We start from the raw sequence: 16,143 nt of genomic DNA, 5'->3' as shown, positions 1-16,143 counted from the left end.
TTTCTATCCTCCCCCACCGACCGTTCGGGCTGAGCTTGTCGAAGCCGGGGCTGTGTGGTGGATGGCCCTTCGACAGGCTCAGGGCGAACGGGTATGTCGGGACGATCGGCTGTGTCGGGACGATCGGCTGTGTCGGGACGAACAGCTGCGTGGGGACGATCGGTGACGTCATGACGAACGTCAGCGACAGCGTCAGCGCGAACCATCGTGCCGGGACTCTCCCCCGACCGTTCGGGCTGAGCTTGTCGAAGCTGCCCGCGCGCGCCGCTGGACTTCGCCAGTTCCTTGATGCGGTCCCACTCGCCTCGAATCAGAGCCTCTTTCTTCGCACGCGACCATCCCTTGATCTGCTGCTCGAACGCGATCGCACCTTCTCGCGTGTCGAACTCGCCCTGCCAAACCAACTCGAGCGGCTTTCGCGTCGCGGTATATCCGTCCTGCCCATCGGCATGCTGGCGCATCCGGACATCGATGTCGTCGGTATGGCCCGCGTAGTACGAGCCATCCGAACAGCGCAGCAGGTAGACGAAAAAGGGTTTCACGAGGATGGTGGAAGGCTTCGACAAGCTCAGCCCGAACGGGTGGTTGTATTTCGAACGAACATGTGAAGGCGCGGTTGCGTCCTGCACGCGCCAGCGGTAGTGCAGATCGACGCCCTCCTCGCCCTCCAGCACGAAGCCGTGCCGCAGGTAGAAGCGGTTCGCATCGCTCTGCACGAGCGCGGTGAGCTTGATGTCGAGGTTCTTTTCGCGCGCTTCGGCCTTGGCCCAGCGCATCACCCATTCGCCGATGCCGCGCCCCTGGAAGCCGGTGCGCAAATAAAGATGATCGAGCCTCAGCGCATCCGCGCCCTCGGGCTTGAGCGTGACGAAGCCCACGCGCTGGTCGCCGTCGAGCACGATGTGGTGCATGAACGGCACGGCGAATCCCGCGCTCAGCCGTTCGCGCGAACGCGCGAGGTCGAAACGCCCGACACGCTCCAGGCTCGGGCGCATCGCATCGATGCGCACGGCCAGCATGTCCTCGAAATCGCTGGAATCCACGGGCTGCAGCGACAGCCGCGACAAGAGATCGCCCACGTCTGGCGTCCCGGTCAGGCCGCGACCGCCGCGCGGATCTGCTCCAGCACGTCCTTGGCGCTGGCCGGGATCGGGGTGCCCGGTCCGTAGATGCCCTTGACGCCGGCCTCGTAGAGAAAGTCGTAGTCCTGCCGCGGAATGACGCCGCCGACGAACACGATGATGTCGTCCGCGCCCTGCTTCTTGAGCTCGTTGATGATGGCGGGCACCAGCGTCTTGTGGCCGGCCGCGAGGGTGCTCACGCCGACGGCATGCACGTCGTTCTCGATCGCCTGCCGCGCGCACTCCTCGGGCGTCTGGAAGAGCGGCCCCATGTCCACGTCGAAGCCCAGGTCGGCGAAGGCCGTGGCCACCACCTTGGCGCCGCGGTCGTGCCCGTCCTGCCCGAGCTTGGAGATCATCACGCGAGGACGGCGCCCCTGTTCCTCGGCGAAGGCGTTGATTTCGGTCTTGAGGGCTTCCCAGCCCTCGGCGGAGTCATAGGCAGCTGCGTACACACCGGTCACCTTTTGCGTGTCGGCCCGATGGCGGCCGAATGATTTTTCGAGCGCGTCCGAAATCTCGCCCACCGTGGCGCGAAGGCGCACCGCGTCGATGCTCAGCGCGAGCAGGTTGCCCGTGCCGTTCTCGGCCGCTTCGGTGAGCGCATCGAGCGCGGCCTGCACCTTGGCGCTGTCGCGCGACGCGCGGATCTTCTGCAGCCGCGCCACCTGCTGGTCGCGCACCATCACGTTGTCGATCGAGAGGCTGTCGATCGCGTCCTCGTTCTTGAGCTTGTACTTGTTGACGCCCACGATCACGTCCTTGCCCGAGTCGATGCGCGCCTGCTTCTCGGCCGCGGCCGCCTCGATCTTGAGCTTGGCCCAGCCGCTGTCCACCGCCTTGGTCATGCCGCCCATCGCCTCAACCTCCTCGATGATGGCCCAGGCCGCATCGGCCATGTCCTGCGTGAGCTTTTCCATCATGTAGCTGCCGGCCCAAGGGTCCACCACGTTGGTGATGTGCGTCTCTTCCTGGATGATGAGCTGCGTGTTGCGCGCGATGCGCGAGCTGAACTCGGTGGGCAGCGCAATGGCTTCGTCCAGCGCGTTGGTGTGCAGGCTCTGCGTGCCGCCGAACACCGCGGCCATCGCCTCGATGGTGGTGCGCACGATGTTGTTGTACGGGTCCTGCTCGGTGAGCGACCAGCCCGAGGTCTGGCAGTGCGTGCGCAGCATCAGGCTCTTGGGGTTCTTGGGCTCGAACTCCTTCATGATGCGGCACCACAGAAGGCGCGCCGCGCGCATCTTGGCCACTTCCAGATAGAAGTTCATGCCGATGGCCCAGAAGAAGCTCAGGCGCCCGGCGAAGCCATCGACGTCGAGGCCCTTGGCCAGCGCGGTCTTCACGTATTCCTTGCCGTCGGCCAGCGTGAATGCGAGCTCCAGCGCCTGGTTCGCGCCGGCCTCCTGCATGTGATAACCGCTGATGCTGATCGAGTTGAACTTGGGCATGTTCTGCGCCGTGTACTCGATGATGTCGCCGATGATCCGCATGCTCGGCGCGGGCGGAAAGATGTAGGTGTTGCGGACCATGAACTCCTTGAGGATGTCGTTCTGGATGGTTCCGCTCAGTTGGTCCTGCGCCACGCCCTGCTCCTCGGCCGCGACCACGTAGCCCGCGAGCACCGGCAGCACGGCGCCGTTCATCGTCATCGACACGGAGACCTTGTCCAGCGGGATCCGGTCGAACAGGATCTTCATGTCTTCCACCGAATCGATCGCCACGCCGGCCTTGCCGACGTCGCCGGTCACGCGCGGATGGTCGCTGTCGTAGCCGCGGTGGGTGGCCAGGTCGAAGGCCACGCTCACGCCCTGTCCGCCCGCGGCCAGGGCCTTGCGGTAGAAGGCGTTCGATTCCTCGGCGGTCGAGAAGCCGGCGTATTGGCGGATGGTCCACGGGCGCACCGCGTACATGGTGGCCTGCGGGCCGCGCAGGTACGGCTCGAAGCCGGGCAGCGTGTCGGTGTACTTCAGGCCCTGCAGGTCGGCCGCGGTGTAGAGCGGCTTGACGGTGATGCCGTCGGGCGTGACCCAGTTCAGCGCGCTCACGTCGCCGCCCGGCGCGGACTTGGCCGCGGACTTGGCCCAGGCGCCGAGGTCGGCGGGCTTGAAGGTGCGTTCGGGTGTGCTGCTCATGGAAGGCGCCGCTTTGCAGTTGTCTTGCAGGGGATTCGCAAATTCGCCCGCAGGGATTTGCAGGCCGGCAGCGAGTCTAACCGATCCATAATTATTAATTCAAACCCGTTTTCTGCGGTACATTCCTGCCCATGTCCGCCGTCCCCTCGACTCCATTAACCCCGCTCACCCCGCGCGCCCTCTACGAAGAAGTGGCCGAGCTGCTGCGCCAGCGGATCTTCCGCCGCGAGCTGGAGCCCGGCAGCTGGATCGACGAACTCAAGCTGGCCGAGGAGTACGGCATCAGCCGCACCCCGCTGCGCGAGGCGCTCAAGGTGCTGGCCGCCGAAGGGCTGGTGACGATGAAGCTGCGCCGCGGCGCCTATGTGACCGAGGTGTCCGAGCAGGACCTGGCGGACGTCTACCACCTGCTCTCCCTGCTGGAGAGCGACGCGGCCGGCGTGGTGGCCGAGCGCGCCACCGATGCGGAGCGCGCCGAATTGAAGCGCCTGCACACCGAGCTCGAAGCCGCCGCCGCGCCGGGCAAGGAAGACCGCGAGCACTTCTTCGCGTTGAACGAGCGCTTTCACATGCAGCTCCTGGCCATCGCCAACAACAAGTGGCGCGACCAGATGGTGGCGGACCTTCGAAAGGTGATGAAGCTCAACCGCCACAACTCGCTGCTGAAGGCGGGGCGCATCGCCGAATCGCTGGCCGAGCACCGCTCGGTGATGGCCGCGATCGAATCGCGCGACGCCGCTGGCGCCATGGCCCGCATGCGCGAGCACTTCAAGAACGGCCTGGAAGCGGCGAACTGAGTTCGCGGGCGGCCGCTCAGCCGGCGTCTGCCGCGGTGCCGGCTTCCTTGGCGATCCGCTGGGCAATTTCCTGCAGCCGCGGCGCCACACGGCTGAGCATGACGTCCTTGGGCAGCAGGTAGGCGGGGCCGGCGCAACTCAGGCCGTAGCGTTCGCCACCCGGGCCCTGCAGCGCGAAGCCCAGGGCATGGATGTGGGGGTGCCATTCGCCGAAGGAACTGCAATAGCCCAGGCGGGCGTATTCCTCGATGCCCGCCAGCAGGCCGGGCTCCACCGTGGGCCAGTTCTCCCCGGTCTCGGTGCGGATCTGCTCCAGCAGCACGGCTTGCTCGGGTTGCGGCAGCGCCGCCAGGTACGCCCGGCCGGCCGCCGAGGTGGCGATCGGCAGGCGCGTGCCCAACTCGATGCGCGAACTGATGAGCGCCGAACGCGGCCGCAGCGAATCGATGACCAGCATGTCGAGTTCGTCGCGCACGCCCACGTGGATGCTGGCGCCCGCGAACTCCGACAGCTCCGTCAGATGGGGCCGCGCGACCGTGCGCAAATCGAAATGCCGCAGATACCGGCTGCTCATGTCGAGCAGCGCCGGCCCGAGGCTGAAGCGCTCGCTGTCGCGCGACTGGCGCAGGTACCCGGCGCCCACCAGCGTGGCGGTCAACCGCGAGACGGTCGCCTTGGGGATGCCCGTCGTGTCGGCCAGATCCCGGTTGCCCATCGGCGCGGCGGCCATCCCGATGGTCTTGAGCAATGCCAAGCCGCGTGCCAGTGCGCTCACTTCCTCTTTGCTGCCAACAGCTTCGCTCATGTGAAGAACCTTTTTTTTGTTTCCCTGACCTCTTTATTCTTGAGCAAAAACAGGCGTCTAAGCCACACTTGTTGCCGCATTGTTTCGGAACCATGTTCCGTTAAAAAAAGGTAAAACGCCTCGATTGACCGACGAAAAAGAGACGTTTCGAGCGAACTAACGCACGAAATCACTGAGTTCGAAGACGAGGCGGATGGGCGGGGAAAGCGAAAAGCGGCCTGGCCGCCAGCCGGCTCAGGCGGCCTGCGCGACCGGCTCGTGCGCGAGCGCCATCACCTCGTGCGGCGGGCGCGTCTTCAGGCGATGGTCGCTCCAGACCTGGCGCCAGCGCCGCGCGCCGGGCAGGCCGTTGCGCAGGCCCAGCATGTGGCGCGCGATCGACGACCACTGCGTGCCGTGCTCGGCCGCCTCGCGCACCATGTAGTCGCACATCAGCGACTCCACCTCTTCGCGCGTGAGCGGCTGCGGCGTGGCGCCGAAGAACTCGGCGTCCCACTCCGCGAGCCACCAGGGGTTGTGATACGCCTCGCGCCCCACCATCACGCCATCGAGCAGCCGCAGATGCTCGTGCACCTGCTCGTTGACCGAGATGCCGCCGTTGATGGAAAAACTCAGCGCGGGAAAGTCGTGCTTGAGCCGGTGCACGAGTGCGTAACGCAGCGGCGGAATCTCGCGGTTCTGCTTCGGGCTCAGCCCCTTCAACCAGGCATTGCGCGCATGCACGATGAAGGTGCCGCACCCCGCTTCGCTCACCTGGCCTACGAAGTCGCGCACGAACTCGTAGCTCTCGATCTTGTCGATGCCGATGCGGTGCTTCACGGTGACCGGCACATCGACCACATCGACCATCGCCTTCACGCAGTCGGCCACCAGTTGCGGTTCGTTCATGAGGCAGGCGCCGAACGCGCCACGCTGCACGCGCTCGCTCGGGCAGCCGCAGTTCAGGTTGATCTCGTCGTAGCCCCACTCCTGGCCGAGCTTCGCGCAATGCGCCAAGTCGGCCGGCTCGCTGCCGCCCAGCTGCAGCGCCACGGGGTGTTCTTCCGCGTGGAAGCGAAGGTGCCGCGGCACGTCGCCATGCACCAGCGCGCCGGTCGTCACCATCTCGGTGTAGAGCAGCGCGTGACGCGACATCAGGCGATGGAAGTACCGGCAATGACGGTCCGTCCAGTCCATCATCGGCGCGACCGAGACGGTTTTTTCTTTGAGATTCGACAACTTGGATTGATCACTCATACGCTTGGAACCCTGCGTGTGCACGCCATCCGGTTCGGGAAGGCGCGGGTCCCGTCACCATCAGCCAGACATCGGCTGCATCAGCCGGGTAGTTTCTCATGGGCCGCCATCCAAGGTGCCGCGTGCGGGATGGCAATCCGCACGACGGCTCGCCAGCCGCCGCCCCCCGAGCGCATCCCGCATGCGCTTACTGCACATGCTCCTGCAACCCGATCTTCTTGAAGAACGCATCCACCGTCGGCGCCCAGACGCCGACATTCGGCCGCCCCTGAAAGAAGCTGTGCCCCTCGTTGCCATAGGGCGGCACGATTTCCAGTTCGAGGTCCACGCCCTTGGTCTGATAAGCCTCGCCCAACCGCTTCGCAAGCGCCGGGTTGAAGAAGTGATCGTTCTCGGAATAGAACCACAGCATCGGCACATGGGTGGTGCTGGCGTAGTGGCTGAAGGCCGCGACCAGCTTGCCGTCGTAGCAGACGTCGTCGGGTCCGCGTGAGCCGCGCCCGCCGGCAAAGCTGATCGTGCCGACGACGCCGGGCGGGTTCTGGCTGGACAAGGCCAGCGCACCGAAGCCGCCGGCGGAATGCCCGACCAGCACCACATGCTTCGCATCGACATAAGGTTGTGCGCGGGCGTACGCGAGCGCGGCGTCGATGTCCTTGGCGGTTTCGAGTCCGGCGCCGATGTAGTCGGGGTTGCCGCAGCTGAAGTAGTTCTCGGCCCACGGCCCGTCGGAGCTTCCGTAGCCGCGGCGCAAGGTATTGATCACCACGAAGCCGTGCCGCGCAAAGAGCTGCGCCTGCCAGCCGAGGAAGTTCTTCCATGTCGGGAAATCGGCCGGCGACCGCGGCGTGCCGTGGTTGATCAGCATGAGCGGAAACGGGCCCTCCCCTTCGGGCTTGTATTCGGTGGCGGACAGCTGGATGTGCGAGTCGCTGAACATGCCCTTGACCGTCATCGGGATCTTGATTTCCTGCACGGTGATGTCGGCCCGTGCGGGGACGGGCGCGAGCACGGCAAGCAGCGCGGCGGCCATGCCCGACACGAGGCGCGAGAAGAAGCGGCTTCGGAAATTCATGGGTGTCCTTGTCGAGATCGCATTACACAGCGCGACGAGGCTGCGAGGGCACCTCGGCACTCAGGCCCCGCGCTGTATGAAATCCACGAAGGCCCGAAGCGGCGCGGGCAGCAGCCGACGGCCGGAGTAGTAGAGAAAGGGCCCGGAGAAACGCGGCCACCAAGGCTCCAGAATCGGCTCGAGCGCACCGCTGTCCAGGTGAGGCCGCAGCCAGTCCTCGAACAGATAGATCACCCCGGCGCCGGCGATGGCCGCATCAATCGAGAGCTCGGCGGCCGAGCCGATCCGCACGATCAATTGCCCGGTGACATCGAGCCGCAAGGTCTCGCCATCGCGCTCGAACTCCCACGGCGGCATTGAGCCGCTCGCGAAACGCCCCCGCAGGCACGCGTGGCCGAGCAGGTCGCGCGGATGCTCGGGCCGGCCGCGGCGGTCCAGGTACGACGGTGCGGCCGCTGCCGCGAAGCGCTGCACGCGCGGGCCGATCGGCACCGCGACCATGTCCTGTTCGAGCCGCTCGTCGTAGCGAATGCCGGCGTCGCAACCGGCGGCCAGCACATCGACGAAGCTGTCCTCCGCGATCACTTCGAGCGAGATCTCCGGGTAGGCGGCAAGAAACCGCGGCACGATCGACGGCAGCACCAGCCGCGCGGCGCTGATCGGCACGTTGAGCTTGAGCGTGCCCGCCGGCCGGTCGCGAAAGCCGTTCACCACATCCAGCGCGGCCTCGACCTCGGTGAGCGCGGGCCGCAGGCGCTCGAGCAGCCGTTCTCCGGCTTCCGTGGGCCGCACGCTGCGCGTCGTGCGATGCAGCAGGCGCACCCCGAGCTGGGTTTCCAGCCGGCGCACCGCCTCGCTCAGGCTCGAGGCGCTCCCGCCGCTCAGGCGCGCGCCGTCCCGAAAGCCCTTGGCGCCCGCGACTGCCACGAAGGCATTGAGATCTCCGAGATCGACTTTCATTGTTCTGAATCCTGCACAGCCCGTGCCGATTATCTCGGCTTATCAAACACGCATGCGCTGCCTAGACTGCCTTCACACACCCGTTCATCTCTACAGCACGCAAGGAAAACCATCATGCCCGGCAGCCAGATCGACAGCACATTCACCCTCGGCGACCGCACCGTCCAACGGCTCGGCTACGGCGCCATGCAACTCGCCGGCCCCGGCGTGTTCGGCCCGCCCAAGGACCGCGATGCGGCAGTGGCCGTGCTGCGCGAAGCCGTCGCCAGCGGTGTGGACCACATCGACACCAGCGACTTCTACGGACCGCACATCACCAACCAGATCATCCGCGAGGCGCTCGCGCCCTATGCAAAGGACCTCGTCATCGTCACCAAGATCGGGGCGAAGCGCTCCGACACGGGCGGCTGGCTGCCGGCTTTCTCCGCCGCAGAGCTCACGCAGGCGGTGCACGACAACCTGCGCAACCTCGGCTTGGATGTGCTGGAGGTGGTCAACCTGCGGATCATGTTCGACGTGCACGGTCCGGCCGAGGGCTCGATCGAGGCACCGCTCACTGCGCTGGCCGACCTGCAGCGCCAGGGCCTGGTGCGCCACATCGGCCTGAGCAACGTCACGCCCGCACAGGTCGCGCAGGGCCGCGGCATCTGCCGCATCGCCTGCGTGCAGAACCAGTACAACCTCGTGCATCGCAACGACGACGCGCTCATCGACGATCTGGCAAGAGACGGAATCCCCTACGTTCCATTCTTCCCGCTCGGCGGCTTCACGCCGCTTCAGTCTTCCGCGCTGTCCGAGATCGCGGAGCGTCTTGGCGCTACCCCGATGCAGGTGGCGCTGGCCTGGCTCCTGCGCCGCTCGCCCAATATCCTGCTGATCCCCGGGACCTCGTCGGTCGGGCATCTGCGCGAGAACCTGGCTGCCGGAAAGCTGGCGTTGCCGGCGGATGCCATGCAAGCGCTGGACCGCGTGGCCGCGAAGGTGGTCGCGACATGACGACAGCACCGGCAGCTGGGGCATGAAGGAACGAAGAGATGATTCGGCCGGCTGTCGGGAGCAGGAACGACCGCCGGTCGCGTCCTGCTCCTACGCAGCGCAGCCGCGGGCGCGATAGCTTAGGCCGCTTCGAAACCGCCATCGGCCGACCCCGGCCCCGACCCATGAATCTTCATCGCTACCTTCTGATTGCCGGCGCCGTTGCGCTCGGCGCCTGCGCCAGCAACGCGCCCACCTCGACCTCCACCGCGAGTTCGGGCGTAGAGAACCAGCCCGACCCCACCATCCTGCTCGTCCCGCTGCGCATCGAGGACCCGCGGCTGGCCTCGGGCTGCTGGGCCCAGTTCTATTCGAAGCGCGACTTCCAGGGCGACGTGGCCACCCTCGTGGGCCCGGCCCAGGTCCAGAGCATGGACAAGGGCACCGCGCGCCAACTCAAGCGCGACATCGACAGCGTGCGCGTCGGCCCCCGCGCCACGCTGGAGGTGTACGAGCACGCCATGTTCAGGGACCGCACCGTGCGCTTCGAGCCCAACAGCCGCGAAGGCGGCCTGGTGCGCAAGCTCGGCTTCGGCGGCCGCATCGAGGCATTGAAGCTGTCCTGCTCCTAGCCGCCAGCGCGAAGCGTGATGCGTGAAGCACCGGCGCCCGCCTGCCGCACGGCCTGAGGAAACCGCCTGGCGACAGGAGGGCGCGCGCCGGGACGCGGATGCGGACGAAATGTCCAAGGGCGATGTGTCCTATTCCCAAGACCTTGGGCCTGATGTTCAATGACTCCTGGCGCAGCACCGATGCACCACGTTCAATGGAGATGCTCAGGTCATGGACTCCCTCACGCTCGCGCGTATCCAGTTCGGGTTCACGATCTCGTTCCACATCGTTTTCCCGGCGCTCACCATCGGCCTGGCCAGCTACCTCGCCGTGCTCGAGGGCCTGTGGCTTCGCACCGGCCGCAAGGTGTACCTGGACCTCTACCAGTTCTGGATCAAGGTGTTCGCCGTGGCCTTCGGCATGGGCGTGGTGTCGGGCCTGGTCATGGCCTACCAGTTCGGCACCAACTGGAGCAACTTCTCGCGCTTCGCGGGCGGCGTGACCGGGCCGCTCCTGGCCTATGAGGTGCTCACCGCGTTCTTCCTGGAGGCCGGCTTTCTCGGCGTGATGCTCTTCGGGCGCGACCGCGTGGGCCCCGGGCTGCACTTCGTCTCCACGCTCGCGGTGGCCATCGGCACGCTGGTCTCGGCCACCTGGATTCTTGCTTCCAACAGCTGGATGCAGACGCCCCAGGGCCACGAGATCATCGACGGGCGCGTGGTGCCGGTCGACTGGCTGCGCGTGATCTTCAACCCCTCGTTCCCCTACCGCCTCGCGCACACCGTGGTGGCCTCGTACATCGCCACGGCGCTCATGGTGGGCGGCGGCGCGGCGTGGCACCTGCTGCGCGGACGCGACAACACGCGCGTTCGCACCATGCTGTCGATGGCGTTGTGGATGCTGCTGGCGGCCGCGCCGATCCAGGCGCTCATCGGCGACCAGCACGGCCTGAACACCATGGAGCACCAGCCGGCCAAGCTCGCGGCCATCGAGGGCCACTGGGAGCGCACGCCCGAGGGCGAAGGCGTGCCGCTCATCCTGTTCGGCTGGCCCGACATGCAGGCCGAGGTCACGCGCTACGCGATCGAGATTCCGCGCGCGGGCAGCCTGCTGCTCGCGCACAGCTGGGACGGGCAGATCCCCGCGCTCAAGGACTTCGCGCGCGAGGACCGGCCCAATTCCACCATCGTGTTCTGGACCTTCCGCCTCATGGTGGGCCTGGGCGTGCTGATGATCGCGCTGGCGGTGTGGGGCCTGTGGCTGCGGCGGCGCGAGCGCGTCTTCTCGCACCGCCTGTTCCTGCGCTTTGCATTGCTGCTGTCGCCGGCCGGCCTGGTGGCCATTCTTGCGGGCTGGTACACGACAGAAATCGGCCGCCAGCCCTGGGTGGTGTACGGGCTCATGCGCACGGCCGATGCGGTGTCGCCGCAGCATTCGGCCTCGCAGGTGGGCTTCACGCTCGCGCTCTTCGTGTTGGTGTATATCGCCGTGTTCGGCGCGGGCACGGCCTATGGCCTGCGCCTGATCGCCAAGGGCCCGCCGGACGGCGACCACGAGCCACCGGAGCCACCGGTTCATGGCGGGCCGGGCGAGCCGCGCCATCCGATGCGCCCGCTGTCGGCCGCGCGCGAAGGCGTCGATGCAGAGGGCGACCTCGCCGCACCGGAGGCTCGCCATGGGCATTGACCTCGCATTGATCTGGGCCGTCATCATCCTCTTCGGGATCATGATGTACGTGGTGATGGATGGCTTCGACCTGGGCATCGGCATCCTCTTTCCGCTCGTGCCCGCCAAGGAAGACCGCGACGTGATGATGAACACCGTCGCGCCCGTGTGGGACGGCAACGAGACCTGGCTGGTGCTCGGCGGCGCGGGGCTGCTGGCGGCGTTTCCGCTCGCGTACGCGGTGATATTGAGCGCGTTCTACCTGCCGCTCATCCTCATGCTGATCGGGCTCGTGTTTCGCGGCGTGGCGTTCGAGTTCCGCTTCAAGGCGCGCGCGGGCAAGCGCCGCTGGTGGGACGCGGCATTCATCGGCGGCTCGTTCACCGCCACCTTCTTCCAGGGTGTGACGCTGGGCGCGTTTCTGAACGGCCTGAAGGTGGTCGATGGCAATTTCTCGGGCGGCGCGTTCGACTGGGTCTCGCCCTTCTCGGTGTTCACCGGGCTCGCGCTGGTGGCCGCGTATGCGCTGCTGGGCGCCACCTGGCTCGTGATGAAGACCGAGGGCGAGCTGCAGGCGCGCATGCGCACGCTCGCGCGGCCGCTCGTCTGGGCGATGCTCGCGGTGATCGGGGTGCTGAGCGTGTGGACGCCGCTCGCGCACGAGGCCATCGCGCGGCGCTGGTTCACGCTGCCGAACCTGCTGTACTTCCTGCCGGTGCCGCTCCTGGTGGGCGCGGTCGTGTGGCGGCTGCTGTACGCGCTGCGCGGCGACGGCCACGGCACGCCGTTCGTGCTCACGCTCGGGCTGCTGTTCCTCGGCTACACGGGCCTGGGCATCAGCCTCTGGCCGAACGTGATTCCGCCGGACATCTCGATCTGGCAGGCGGCCGGACCGCCGCAGAGCCTGGGCTTCGCGCTGGTGGGGGCGCTCCTGATCATTCCGGTGATCCTCATGTACACGGCATGGAGCTACTGGGTCTTTCGCGGCAAGGTGCGGCATGGCGACGGGTACCACTGAGGCCGGGCAGGAAGCGCGGCCGCGCACCTGGCGCCGGCGCCTCGCGTGGCTCGTGGCCATCTGGCTCGCGAGCGTGACAGCGCTGTTCGTGGTGGCGGTGGTGTTTCGCTTCCTGATGACGGCGGTGGGGCTCTCGCGGTAGCGGCGCCGTTTTTTCGGCGCCACTCTCTTCAACGCTTTCTCTTCATCGGGATGTGGCGCACGCGACTTGCGGGCAAGCCGGAGCCTGCGCGCCGACGCGCCAACGCGCAGCCGGCGCGACTTCAATCGATGAAGGCCGCCAGCTCTTCGGGGGACCCGAGGGGAAACGCTTCCTTCAGAAATTCGAGGAACGTAGATACCCGGTTGCTCAGCAGGCGGCGCGACGGGTACAAGGCCCACAGCGCGATCTCCGGGCCCTCGACATCGCCCCAGCACACCAGCCTGCCGGTGGCCAGGTCCTTCGTCACGAGCGACACCGGCAGCCGCGCCGCACCGACGCCCGCACGCACCGCATCGCGCACCATGACCAGCGAAGACAGGCTCAGCACCGGCTCCACCGTGATGCGCTTCTTGCCGGTCTTTGCCGTGTACTCCCACGACGGCGCCGCGGCATCGAAGCCCCCGCCTCGCATGACCGCCGGAACCGTGGCCTTGCGCGCCGGCGGCTTGAGCTGCGGGCTGGCAACGACGACCAGGCGATCCCTCATGAAGATCCGCCCCACCAACCGCGCGTCGGGGTGGGGGTTGACGCGAATCACCAGGTCGTAGCCCTCTTCCACCATGTCGACCGCGCGGTCCTCCGTGGTGACCTCCAGCCGGATCAGCGGATGCATCGACGCGAACCGCGCCGCCAGCTTGCCCATGGCCGCCTGCGAGAACAGCAGCGGCGCGCTCACCCGCAAGCTGCCTCGCGGCGTCTCGCCGCCCGATGCGATGGCCGCCGCCGTCTCATCGATTTCGGCGAGCAGCACCGATGTCCGCTCGTAGAGCGCGCGCCCCTCCTCGGTGAGCTTCAGCACCCTGGCGCCGCGCTCGAACAGGCGCAGGTTCAAGCCGCTCTCCAGGTCGGACACCCGGCGCGAGAGCGTGGCCTTGGGGCGGCCCGATTCGCGGGCGGCACGGCCGAACCCGCCATGCCGCGCGACGAGGTTGAAGTCAGCCAGCGCAGGTAAATCCATGTGTTCCACCTATGAGACGAAGTGTCCAAATATAAGGGCTATCGAGCATGAAACGGAACAACGAAGATTTGGGCTCATTCAACCCAAACGGAGCTTTTTCATGACCATCCTCATCACCGGCGCATCGGGCGCCATCGGCCGCCAGGTCGTGCAGCAACTCGTGGACAGCGGCGCCGCGGTTCGCGCACTGGTCCGCGACCCGGCAAAGACCAGCTTCCCCGCCGGCGTCGAAGTCGTTCAAGGCGACCTGCTCGATGTCACGTCGCTGCGCCGCGCCGTGGCCGGGGTCTCCACGCTGTTCCTGCTCAACGGCGTGGTGCCGGACGAATTCACGCAGGCGCTCGTCGCCCTGAACGTGGCACGCGATGCGGGCATCGATCGCATCGTCTATCTCTCGGTGATCCACAGCGACAAGTACCTGAACGTGCCCCACTTCGCGGGCAAGTTCGGCGTGGAGCGGATGCTCGAGCAGATGAACTTCGGCGCCACCATCCTGCGGCCTGCCTACTTCATGCAGAACGACCTCACCATCAAGGATGTGGTCACCGGCCACGGCGTGTACCCGATGCCCATCGGCAGCAAGGGGCTGGCCATGATCGACACGCGCGACATCGCGGAAATCGCCGCCCTTGAGCTGCTTCGACGCGAACAGGCCACTGGATCGCTTCCGCTGAGCCGGATCAACCTGGTCGGGCCCGACGCGCTCACGGGGGCCGACGTCGCCAGCATCTGGTCGGCCGCATTGGGTCGCACGATCAATTACGGCGGCGACGACACCGCGGGCTTCGAGAAGAACCTGCTGAACTTCATGCCCGGCTGGATGGCGTACGACATGCGCCTCATGAGCGAACGTTTTCTCACCGAGGGCATGACCCCGGATGCGGGCGACGTGGAGCGCCTCACCACGCTGCTCGGCCGCCCGCTGCGCTCGTACCGCGACTTCGCCGCCGAGGCGTCGTCATGAACGAAACCAAAGCCACCGGCAACGGGCCGGCGCGCCCGAAACTCCTGGTGCTCGGCGCCACCGGGGGAACAGGCCGATCGATCGTGCAGCAGGCGCTTTCGCGCGGCTACGACGTTCGCGCCCTGGTGCGCTCCCCGGAGAAGGCGACGGGCCTCGAGGGCGCACAGATCAGCGTGGGCGACGCCCGTGACGAGCGGGCCTTGCGCAAGGCTCTCGCGGGCACGGACGCGGTGGTGAGTGCGTTGGGCACGCCGGCCAGCCCCTTGCGCGAAGTGACCCTTCTTTCCACCGCCACGCGCGCGCTGGTCGATGCGATGCGCGCGGAAGGCGTCAAGCGCCTGGTGTGCGTCACCGGCATGGGCGCGGGCGACAGCGCCGGGCACGGCGGGTTTGTTTTCGACCGGCTGATCTTTCCCGCGCTTCTGCGGAAGGTCTACGCGGACAAGAACCGGCAGGAGGCGGTGGTCCGGGTGAGCGGGCTCGACTGGGTGCTGGTACGCCCCTCGGTGCTGAACGACAAGGCAGTGCGCGCGCCGGTGCGCGCTCTCACGGATCTCTCCGCATTCCACGGCGGCACCATCGCGCGGGCGGACGTCGCCAGCTTCGTGCTGGACCAGGTGCAAGGCGATGCGTGGCTGCACCGCTCGCCGCTGATCTCCTGGTGAGCCCCGTGGCAAGGCCCGTCTACGACGGCGACACCACCGCGCGCTCCAGCGCCTGGGTCAGCTGCTCGACCGTGTAGGGCTTGCGCAGCCAGGTGGTTCCCGCCAGCGGCTTGGCCGGCTGGGCCTGCCCGGTCACGAAGATCACGGGCACATGGTGGTCGCGCAGCAGCCGCTCGGCGAAGTCGTGGCCCGACAGCGCGGGCAGCCCGATGTCCACCATCACCACGTCGAAGGCCCCATGGAAAAAACGCGAGATGGCGGCCTCGGCGCTCTTGACGCCAGTCGCCCAGTGCCCCAGGGCCTCCAGCAGTTTCAGGGTGGTGGCGAGCGTGTCGACGTCGTCCTCCACGAGCAGCACGCGTAGCTTGGGTTGCGGATCAGTGGTCATTGCGTTGTATTTTTCCAGACAACTCGCCGTGTTGCACCCGTCGCGGCCCACCACCCCACAGGGATGTACGACAGATGGCGGCGTTGTCTTACTCGGCCCCGGGCATGCGCCCCGACAATGACCCCCTCGGCCGAGACAAGCCGATGGAACGTACTCTCTCGCCTACAACGATGACCCGCATCTACCTCATAGAAGACAACCCTCTGATCGCGACCACGCTGACCGACGGGCTGCAAGAATTTTCCGAATGCGATGTCATCGGCACCGCAACCACTTCCACTGAAGCCATCGACTGGCTCAAGGCCAACCCCGACGAATGGGACGCGGCCGTCATCGACGTGTTCCTCGCCGAAGGCAACGGGCTCACCGTCGCGCAGTATTTGAAGGACCACAAGTCGCCCGCGCAGCGCACCGTGGTGCTCATGAACTACGCGACCTCCGAGGTGCGCGAAGGCGCGCTGTCGGCGGGCGTGGATGCGGTGTTCGACAAATCGCTGCAGCTCGAAGCCTTCTACGACTTCTGCGCGAAGCTGAACATCACGCCGCGGCGCTGACACAATCGGCCGC

Annotated in this window: 16 protein-coding genes and 2 pseudogenes; 9 read left to right on the top strand and 9 right to left on the bottom strand. The window is 66.9% G+C overall.

Annotated features, from left to right (window positions below; genetic code table 11):
• Nucleotides 1–332: 332 nt before the first annotated feature.
• The 3 genes and pseudogenes from JC881_RS32850 to scpA form a co-directional block, all read right to left on the bottom strand.
• Nucleotides 333–521 (bottom strand): annotated as a pseudogene (locus tag JC881_RS32850) (GIY-YIG nuclease family protein); the annotation flags it as partial.
• A 105-nt stretch (nt 522–626) separates the two neighbouring features.
• A pseudogene (locus JC881_RS32845) lies at nt 627–1,079 on the bottom strand (GNAT family N-acetyltransferase); the annotation flags it as partial.
• A gap of 14 nt (nt 1,080–1,093) precedes the next feature.
• Nucleotides 1,094–3,256, bottom strand: a complete 2,163-nt coding sequence (gene scpA / locus JC881_RS13025; protein ID WP_198786124.1) for a methylmalonyl-CoA mutase — start codon at nt 3,254–3,256, stop codon at nt 1,094–1,096.
• Between the two features lie 131 nt (nt 3,257–3,387).
• Between scpA and JC881_RS13020 the strand changes: the two genes are divergently transcribed.
• Nucleotides 3,388–4,053, top strand: a complete 666-nt coding sequence (locus JC881_RS13020; protein ID WP_198786123.1) for a GntR family transcriptional regulator — start codon at nt 3,388–3,390, stop codon at nt 4,051–4,053.
• 16 nt (nt 4,054–4,069) lie between these two features.
• On the opposite strand, the gene JC881_RS13015 is transcribed toward JC881_RS13020, so the two are convergent.
• The 4 genes from JC881_RS13015 to JC881_RS13000 all read right to left on the bottom strand — a co-directional run bounded on the left by JC881_RS13015 (nt 4,070) and on the right by JC881_RS13000 (nt 8,129).
• Entirely contained in the window at nt 4,070–4,858 is a 789-nt protein-coding gene (locus tag JC881_RS13015; RefSeq protein WP_198786122.1) for an IclR family transcriptional regulator, read from the bottom strand.
• 234 nt (nt 4,859–5,092) lie between these two features.
• A complete protein-coding gene (gene dusA / locus JC881_RS13010) occupies nt 5,093–6,094 on the bottom strand; it encodes a tRNA dihydrouridine(20/20a) synthase DusA (protein ID WP_198786121.1) in 1,002 nt (333 codons plus the stop codon).
• Between the two features lie 187 nt (nt 6,095–6,281).
• Nucleotides 6,282–7,169, bottom strand: coding sequence for an alpha/beta hydrolase family protein (locus tag JC881_RS13005; protein ID WP_198786120.1), 888 nt, complete (start codon nt 7,167–7,169; stop codon nt 6,282–6,284).
• Nucleotides 7,170–7,229: 60 nt separating this feature from the next.
• The gene (locus tag JC881_RS13000; RefSeq protein WP_198786119.1) at nt 7,230–8,129 is read right to left on the bottom strand and encodes a LysR family transcriptional regulator; all 900 of its coding nucleotides are present in this window, start codon (nt 8,127–8,129) and stop codon (nt 7,230–7,232) included.
• A gap of 114 nt (nt 8,130–8,243) precedes the next feature.
• Here JC881_RS13000 and JC881_RS12995 point away from each other — a divergent pair, with 114 nt between their 5' ends.
• The 5 genes from JC881_RS12995 to JC881_RS12975 all read left to right on the top strand — a co-directional run bounded on the left by JC881_RS12995 (nt 8,244) and on the right by JC881_RS12975 (nt 12,541).
• Entirely contained in the window at nt 8,244–9,125 is an 882-nt protein-coding gene (locus JC881_RS12995) for an aldo/keto reductase family oxidoreductase (protein WP_198786118.1), read from the top strand.
• A 164-nt stretch (nt 9,126–9,289) separates the two neighbouring features.
• Nucleotides 9,290–9,736: a hypothetical protein gene (locus JC881_RS12990; RefSeq protein ID WP_198786117.1), complete on the top strand. Its 447-nt coding sequence runs from the start codon at nt 9,290–9,292 to the stop codon at nt 9,734–9,736.
• Nucleotides 9,737–9,947: 211 nt separating this feature from the next.
• The gene (locus JC881_RS12985) at nt 9,948–11,402 is read left to right on the top strand and encodes a cytochrome ubiquinol oxidase subunit I (RefSeq protein ID WP_198786116.1); all 1,455 of its coding nucleotides are present in this window, start codon (nt 9,948–9,950) and stop codon (nt 11,400–11,402) included.
• Complete coding sequence (cydB, locus tag JC881_RS12980; protein WP_198786115.1) at nt 11,392–12,399, top strand: cytochrome d ubiquinol oxidase subunit II; 1,008 nt, start codon at nt 11,392–11,394, stop codon at nt 12,397–12,399. The genes JC881_RS12985 and cydB overlap by 11 nt, the downstream gene beginning before the upstream one ends.
• Nucleotides 12,380–12,541 (top strand): DUF2474 domain-containing protein, encoded by a 162-nt coding sequence (locus JC881_RS12975; protein WP_198786114.1) that lies wholly within the window; start codon nt 12,380–12,382, stop codon nt 12,539–12,541. The genes cydB and JC881_RS12975 overlap by 20 nt, the downstream gene beginning before the upstream one ends.
• Nucleotides 12,542–12,662: 121 nt before the next feature.
• Here JC881_RS12975 and JC881_RS12970 read toward each other — a convergent pair whose 3' ends face one another.
• The gene (locus JC881_RS12970; protein ID WP_198786113.1) at nt 12,663–13,559 is read right to left on the bottom strand and encodes a LysR family transcriptional regulator; all 897 of its coding nucleotides are present in this window, start codon (nt 13,557–13,559) and stop codon (nt 12,663–12,665) included.
• 100 nt (nt 13,560–13,659) lie between these two features.
• Here JC881_RS12970 and JC881_RS12965 point away from each other — a divergent pair, with 100 nt between their 5' ends.
• Complete coding sequence (locus tag JC881_RS12965) at nt 13,660–14,523, top strand: SDR family oxidoreductase (protein ID WP_198786112.1); 864 nt, start codon at nt 13,660–13,662, stop codon at nt 14,521–14,523.
• Complete coding sequence (locus tag JC881_RS12960; RefSeq protein ID WP_198786111.1) at nt 14,520–15,188, top strand: NAD(P)-dependent oxidoreductase; 669 nt, start codon at nt 14,520–14,522, stop codon at nt 15,186–15,188. Before JC881_RS12965 ends, JC881_RS12960 begins: the two co-directional genes overlap by 4 nt.
• A 19-nt stretch (nt 15,189–15,207) precedes the next feature.
• Here JC881_RS12960 and JC881_RS12955 read toward each other — a convergent pair whose 3' ends face one another.
• Entirely contained in the window at nt 15,208–15,576 is a 369-nt protein-coding gene (locus tag JC881_RS12955) for a response regulator (RefSeq protein WP_198786110.1), read from the bottom strand.
• Between the two features lie 170 nt (nt 15,577–15,746).
• Between JC881_RS12955 and JC881_RS12950 the strand changes: the two genes are divergently transcribed.
• Nucleotides 15,747–16,130, top strand: a complete 384-nt coding sequence (locus JC881_RS12950; RefSeq protein WP_198786109.1) for a response regulator — start codon at nt 15,747–15,749, stop codon at nt 16,128–16,130.
• Nucleotides 16,131–16,143: the final 13 nt, after the last annotated feature.

The sequence above is a fragment of the Variovorax sp. IB41 genome (genome assembly GCF_016405905.1).
Classification (GTDB): domain Bacteria; phylum Pseudomonadota; class Gammaproteobacteria; order Burkholderiales; family Burkholderiaceae_C; genus Variovorax.
This window is presented reverse-complemented; position numbering and strand designations above follow the sequence as displayed.

What these genes read in the sequence shown, in the direction of transcription:
- scpA (WP_198786124.1), bottom strand. Translation starts at nt 3,256, where the DNA reads ATGAGCAGCACACCCGAACGCACCTTCAAGCCCGCCGACCTCGGCGCC.
- JC881_RS13020 (WP_198786123.1), top strand. Translation starts at nt 3,388, where the DNA reads ATGTCCGCCGTCCCCTCGACTCCATTAACCCCGCTCACCCCGCGCGCC.
- JC881_RS13015 (WP_198786122.1), bottom strand. Translation starts at nt 4,858, where the DNA reads ATGAGCGAAGCTGTTGGCAGCAAAGAGGAAGTGAGCGCACTGGCACGC.
- dusA (WP_198786121.1), bottom strand. Translation starts at nt 6,094, where the DNA reads ATGAGTGATCAATCCAAGTTGTCGAATCTCAAAGAAAAAACCGTCTCG.
- JC881_RS13005 (WP_198786120.1), bottom strand. Translation starts at nt 7,169, where the DNA reads ATGAATTTCCGAAGCCGCTTCTTCTCGCGCCTCGTGTCGGGCATGGCC.
- JC881_RS13000 (WP_198786119.1), bottom strand. Translation starts at nt 8,129, where the DNA reads ATGAAAGTCGATCTCGGAGATCTCAATGCCTTCGTGGCAGTCGCGGGC.
- JC881_RS12995 (WP_198786118.1), top strand. Translation starts at nt 8,244, where the DNA reads ATGCCCGGCAGCCAGATCGACAGCACATTCACCCTCGGCGACCGCACC.
- JC881_RS12990 (WP_198786117.1), top strand. Translation starts at nt 9,290, where the DNA reads ATGAATCTTCATCGCTACCTTCTGATTGCCGGCGCCGTTGCGCTCGGC.
- JC881_RS12985 (WP_198786116.1), top strand. Translation starts at nt 9,948, where the DNA reads ATGGACTCCCTCACGCTCGCGCGTATCCAGTTCGGGTTCACGATCTCG.
- cydB (WP_198786115.1), top strand. Translation starts at nt 11,392, where the DNA reads ATGGGCATTGACCTCGCATTGATCTGGGCCGTCATCATCCTCTTCGGG.
- JC881_RS12975 (WP_198786114.1), top strand. Translation starts at nt 12,380, where the DNA reads ATGGCGACGGGTACCACTGAGGCCGGGCAGGAAGCGCGGCCGCGCACC.
- JC881_RS12970 (WP_198786113.1), bottom strand. Translation starts at nt 13,559, where the DNA reads ATGGATTTACCTGCGCTGGCTGACTTCAACCTCGTCGCGCGGCATGGC.
- JC881_RS12965 (WP_198786112.1), top strand. Translation starts at nt 13,660, where the DNA reads ATGACCATCCTCATCACCGGCGCATCGGGCGCCATCGGCCGCCAGGTC.
- JC881_RS12960 (WP_198786111.1), top strand. Translation starts at nt 14,520, where the DNA reads ATGAACGAAACCAAAGCCACCGGCAACGGGCCGGCGCGCCCGAAACTC.
- JC881_RS12955 (WP_198786110.1), bottom strand. Translation starts at nt 15,576, where the DNA reads ATGACCACTGATCCGCAACCCAAGCTACGCGTGCTGCTCGTGGAGGAC.
- JC881_RS12950 (WP_198786109.1), top strand. Translation starts at nt 15,747, where the DNA reads ATGACCCGCATCTACCTCATAGAAGACAACCCTCTGATCGCGACCACG.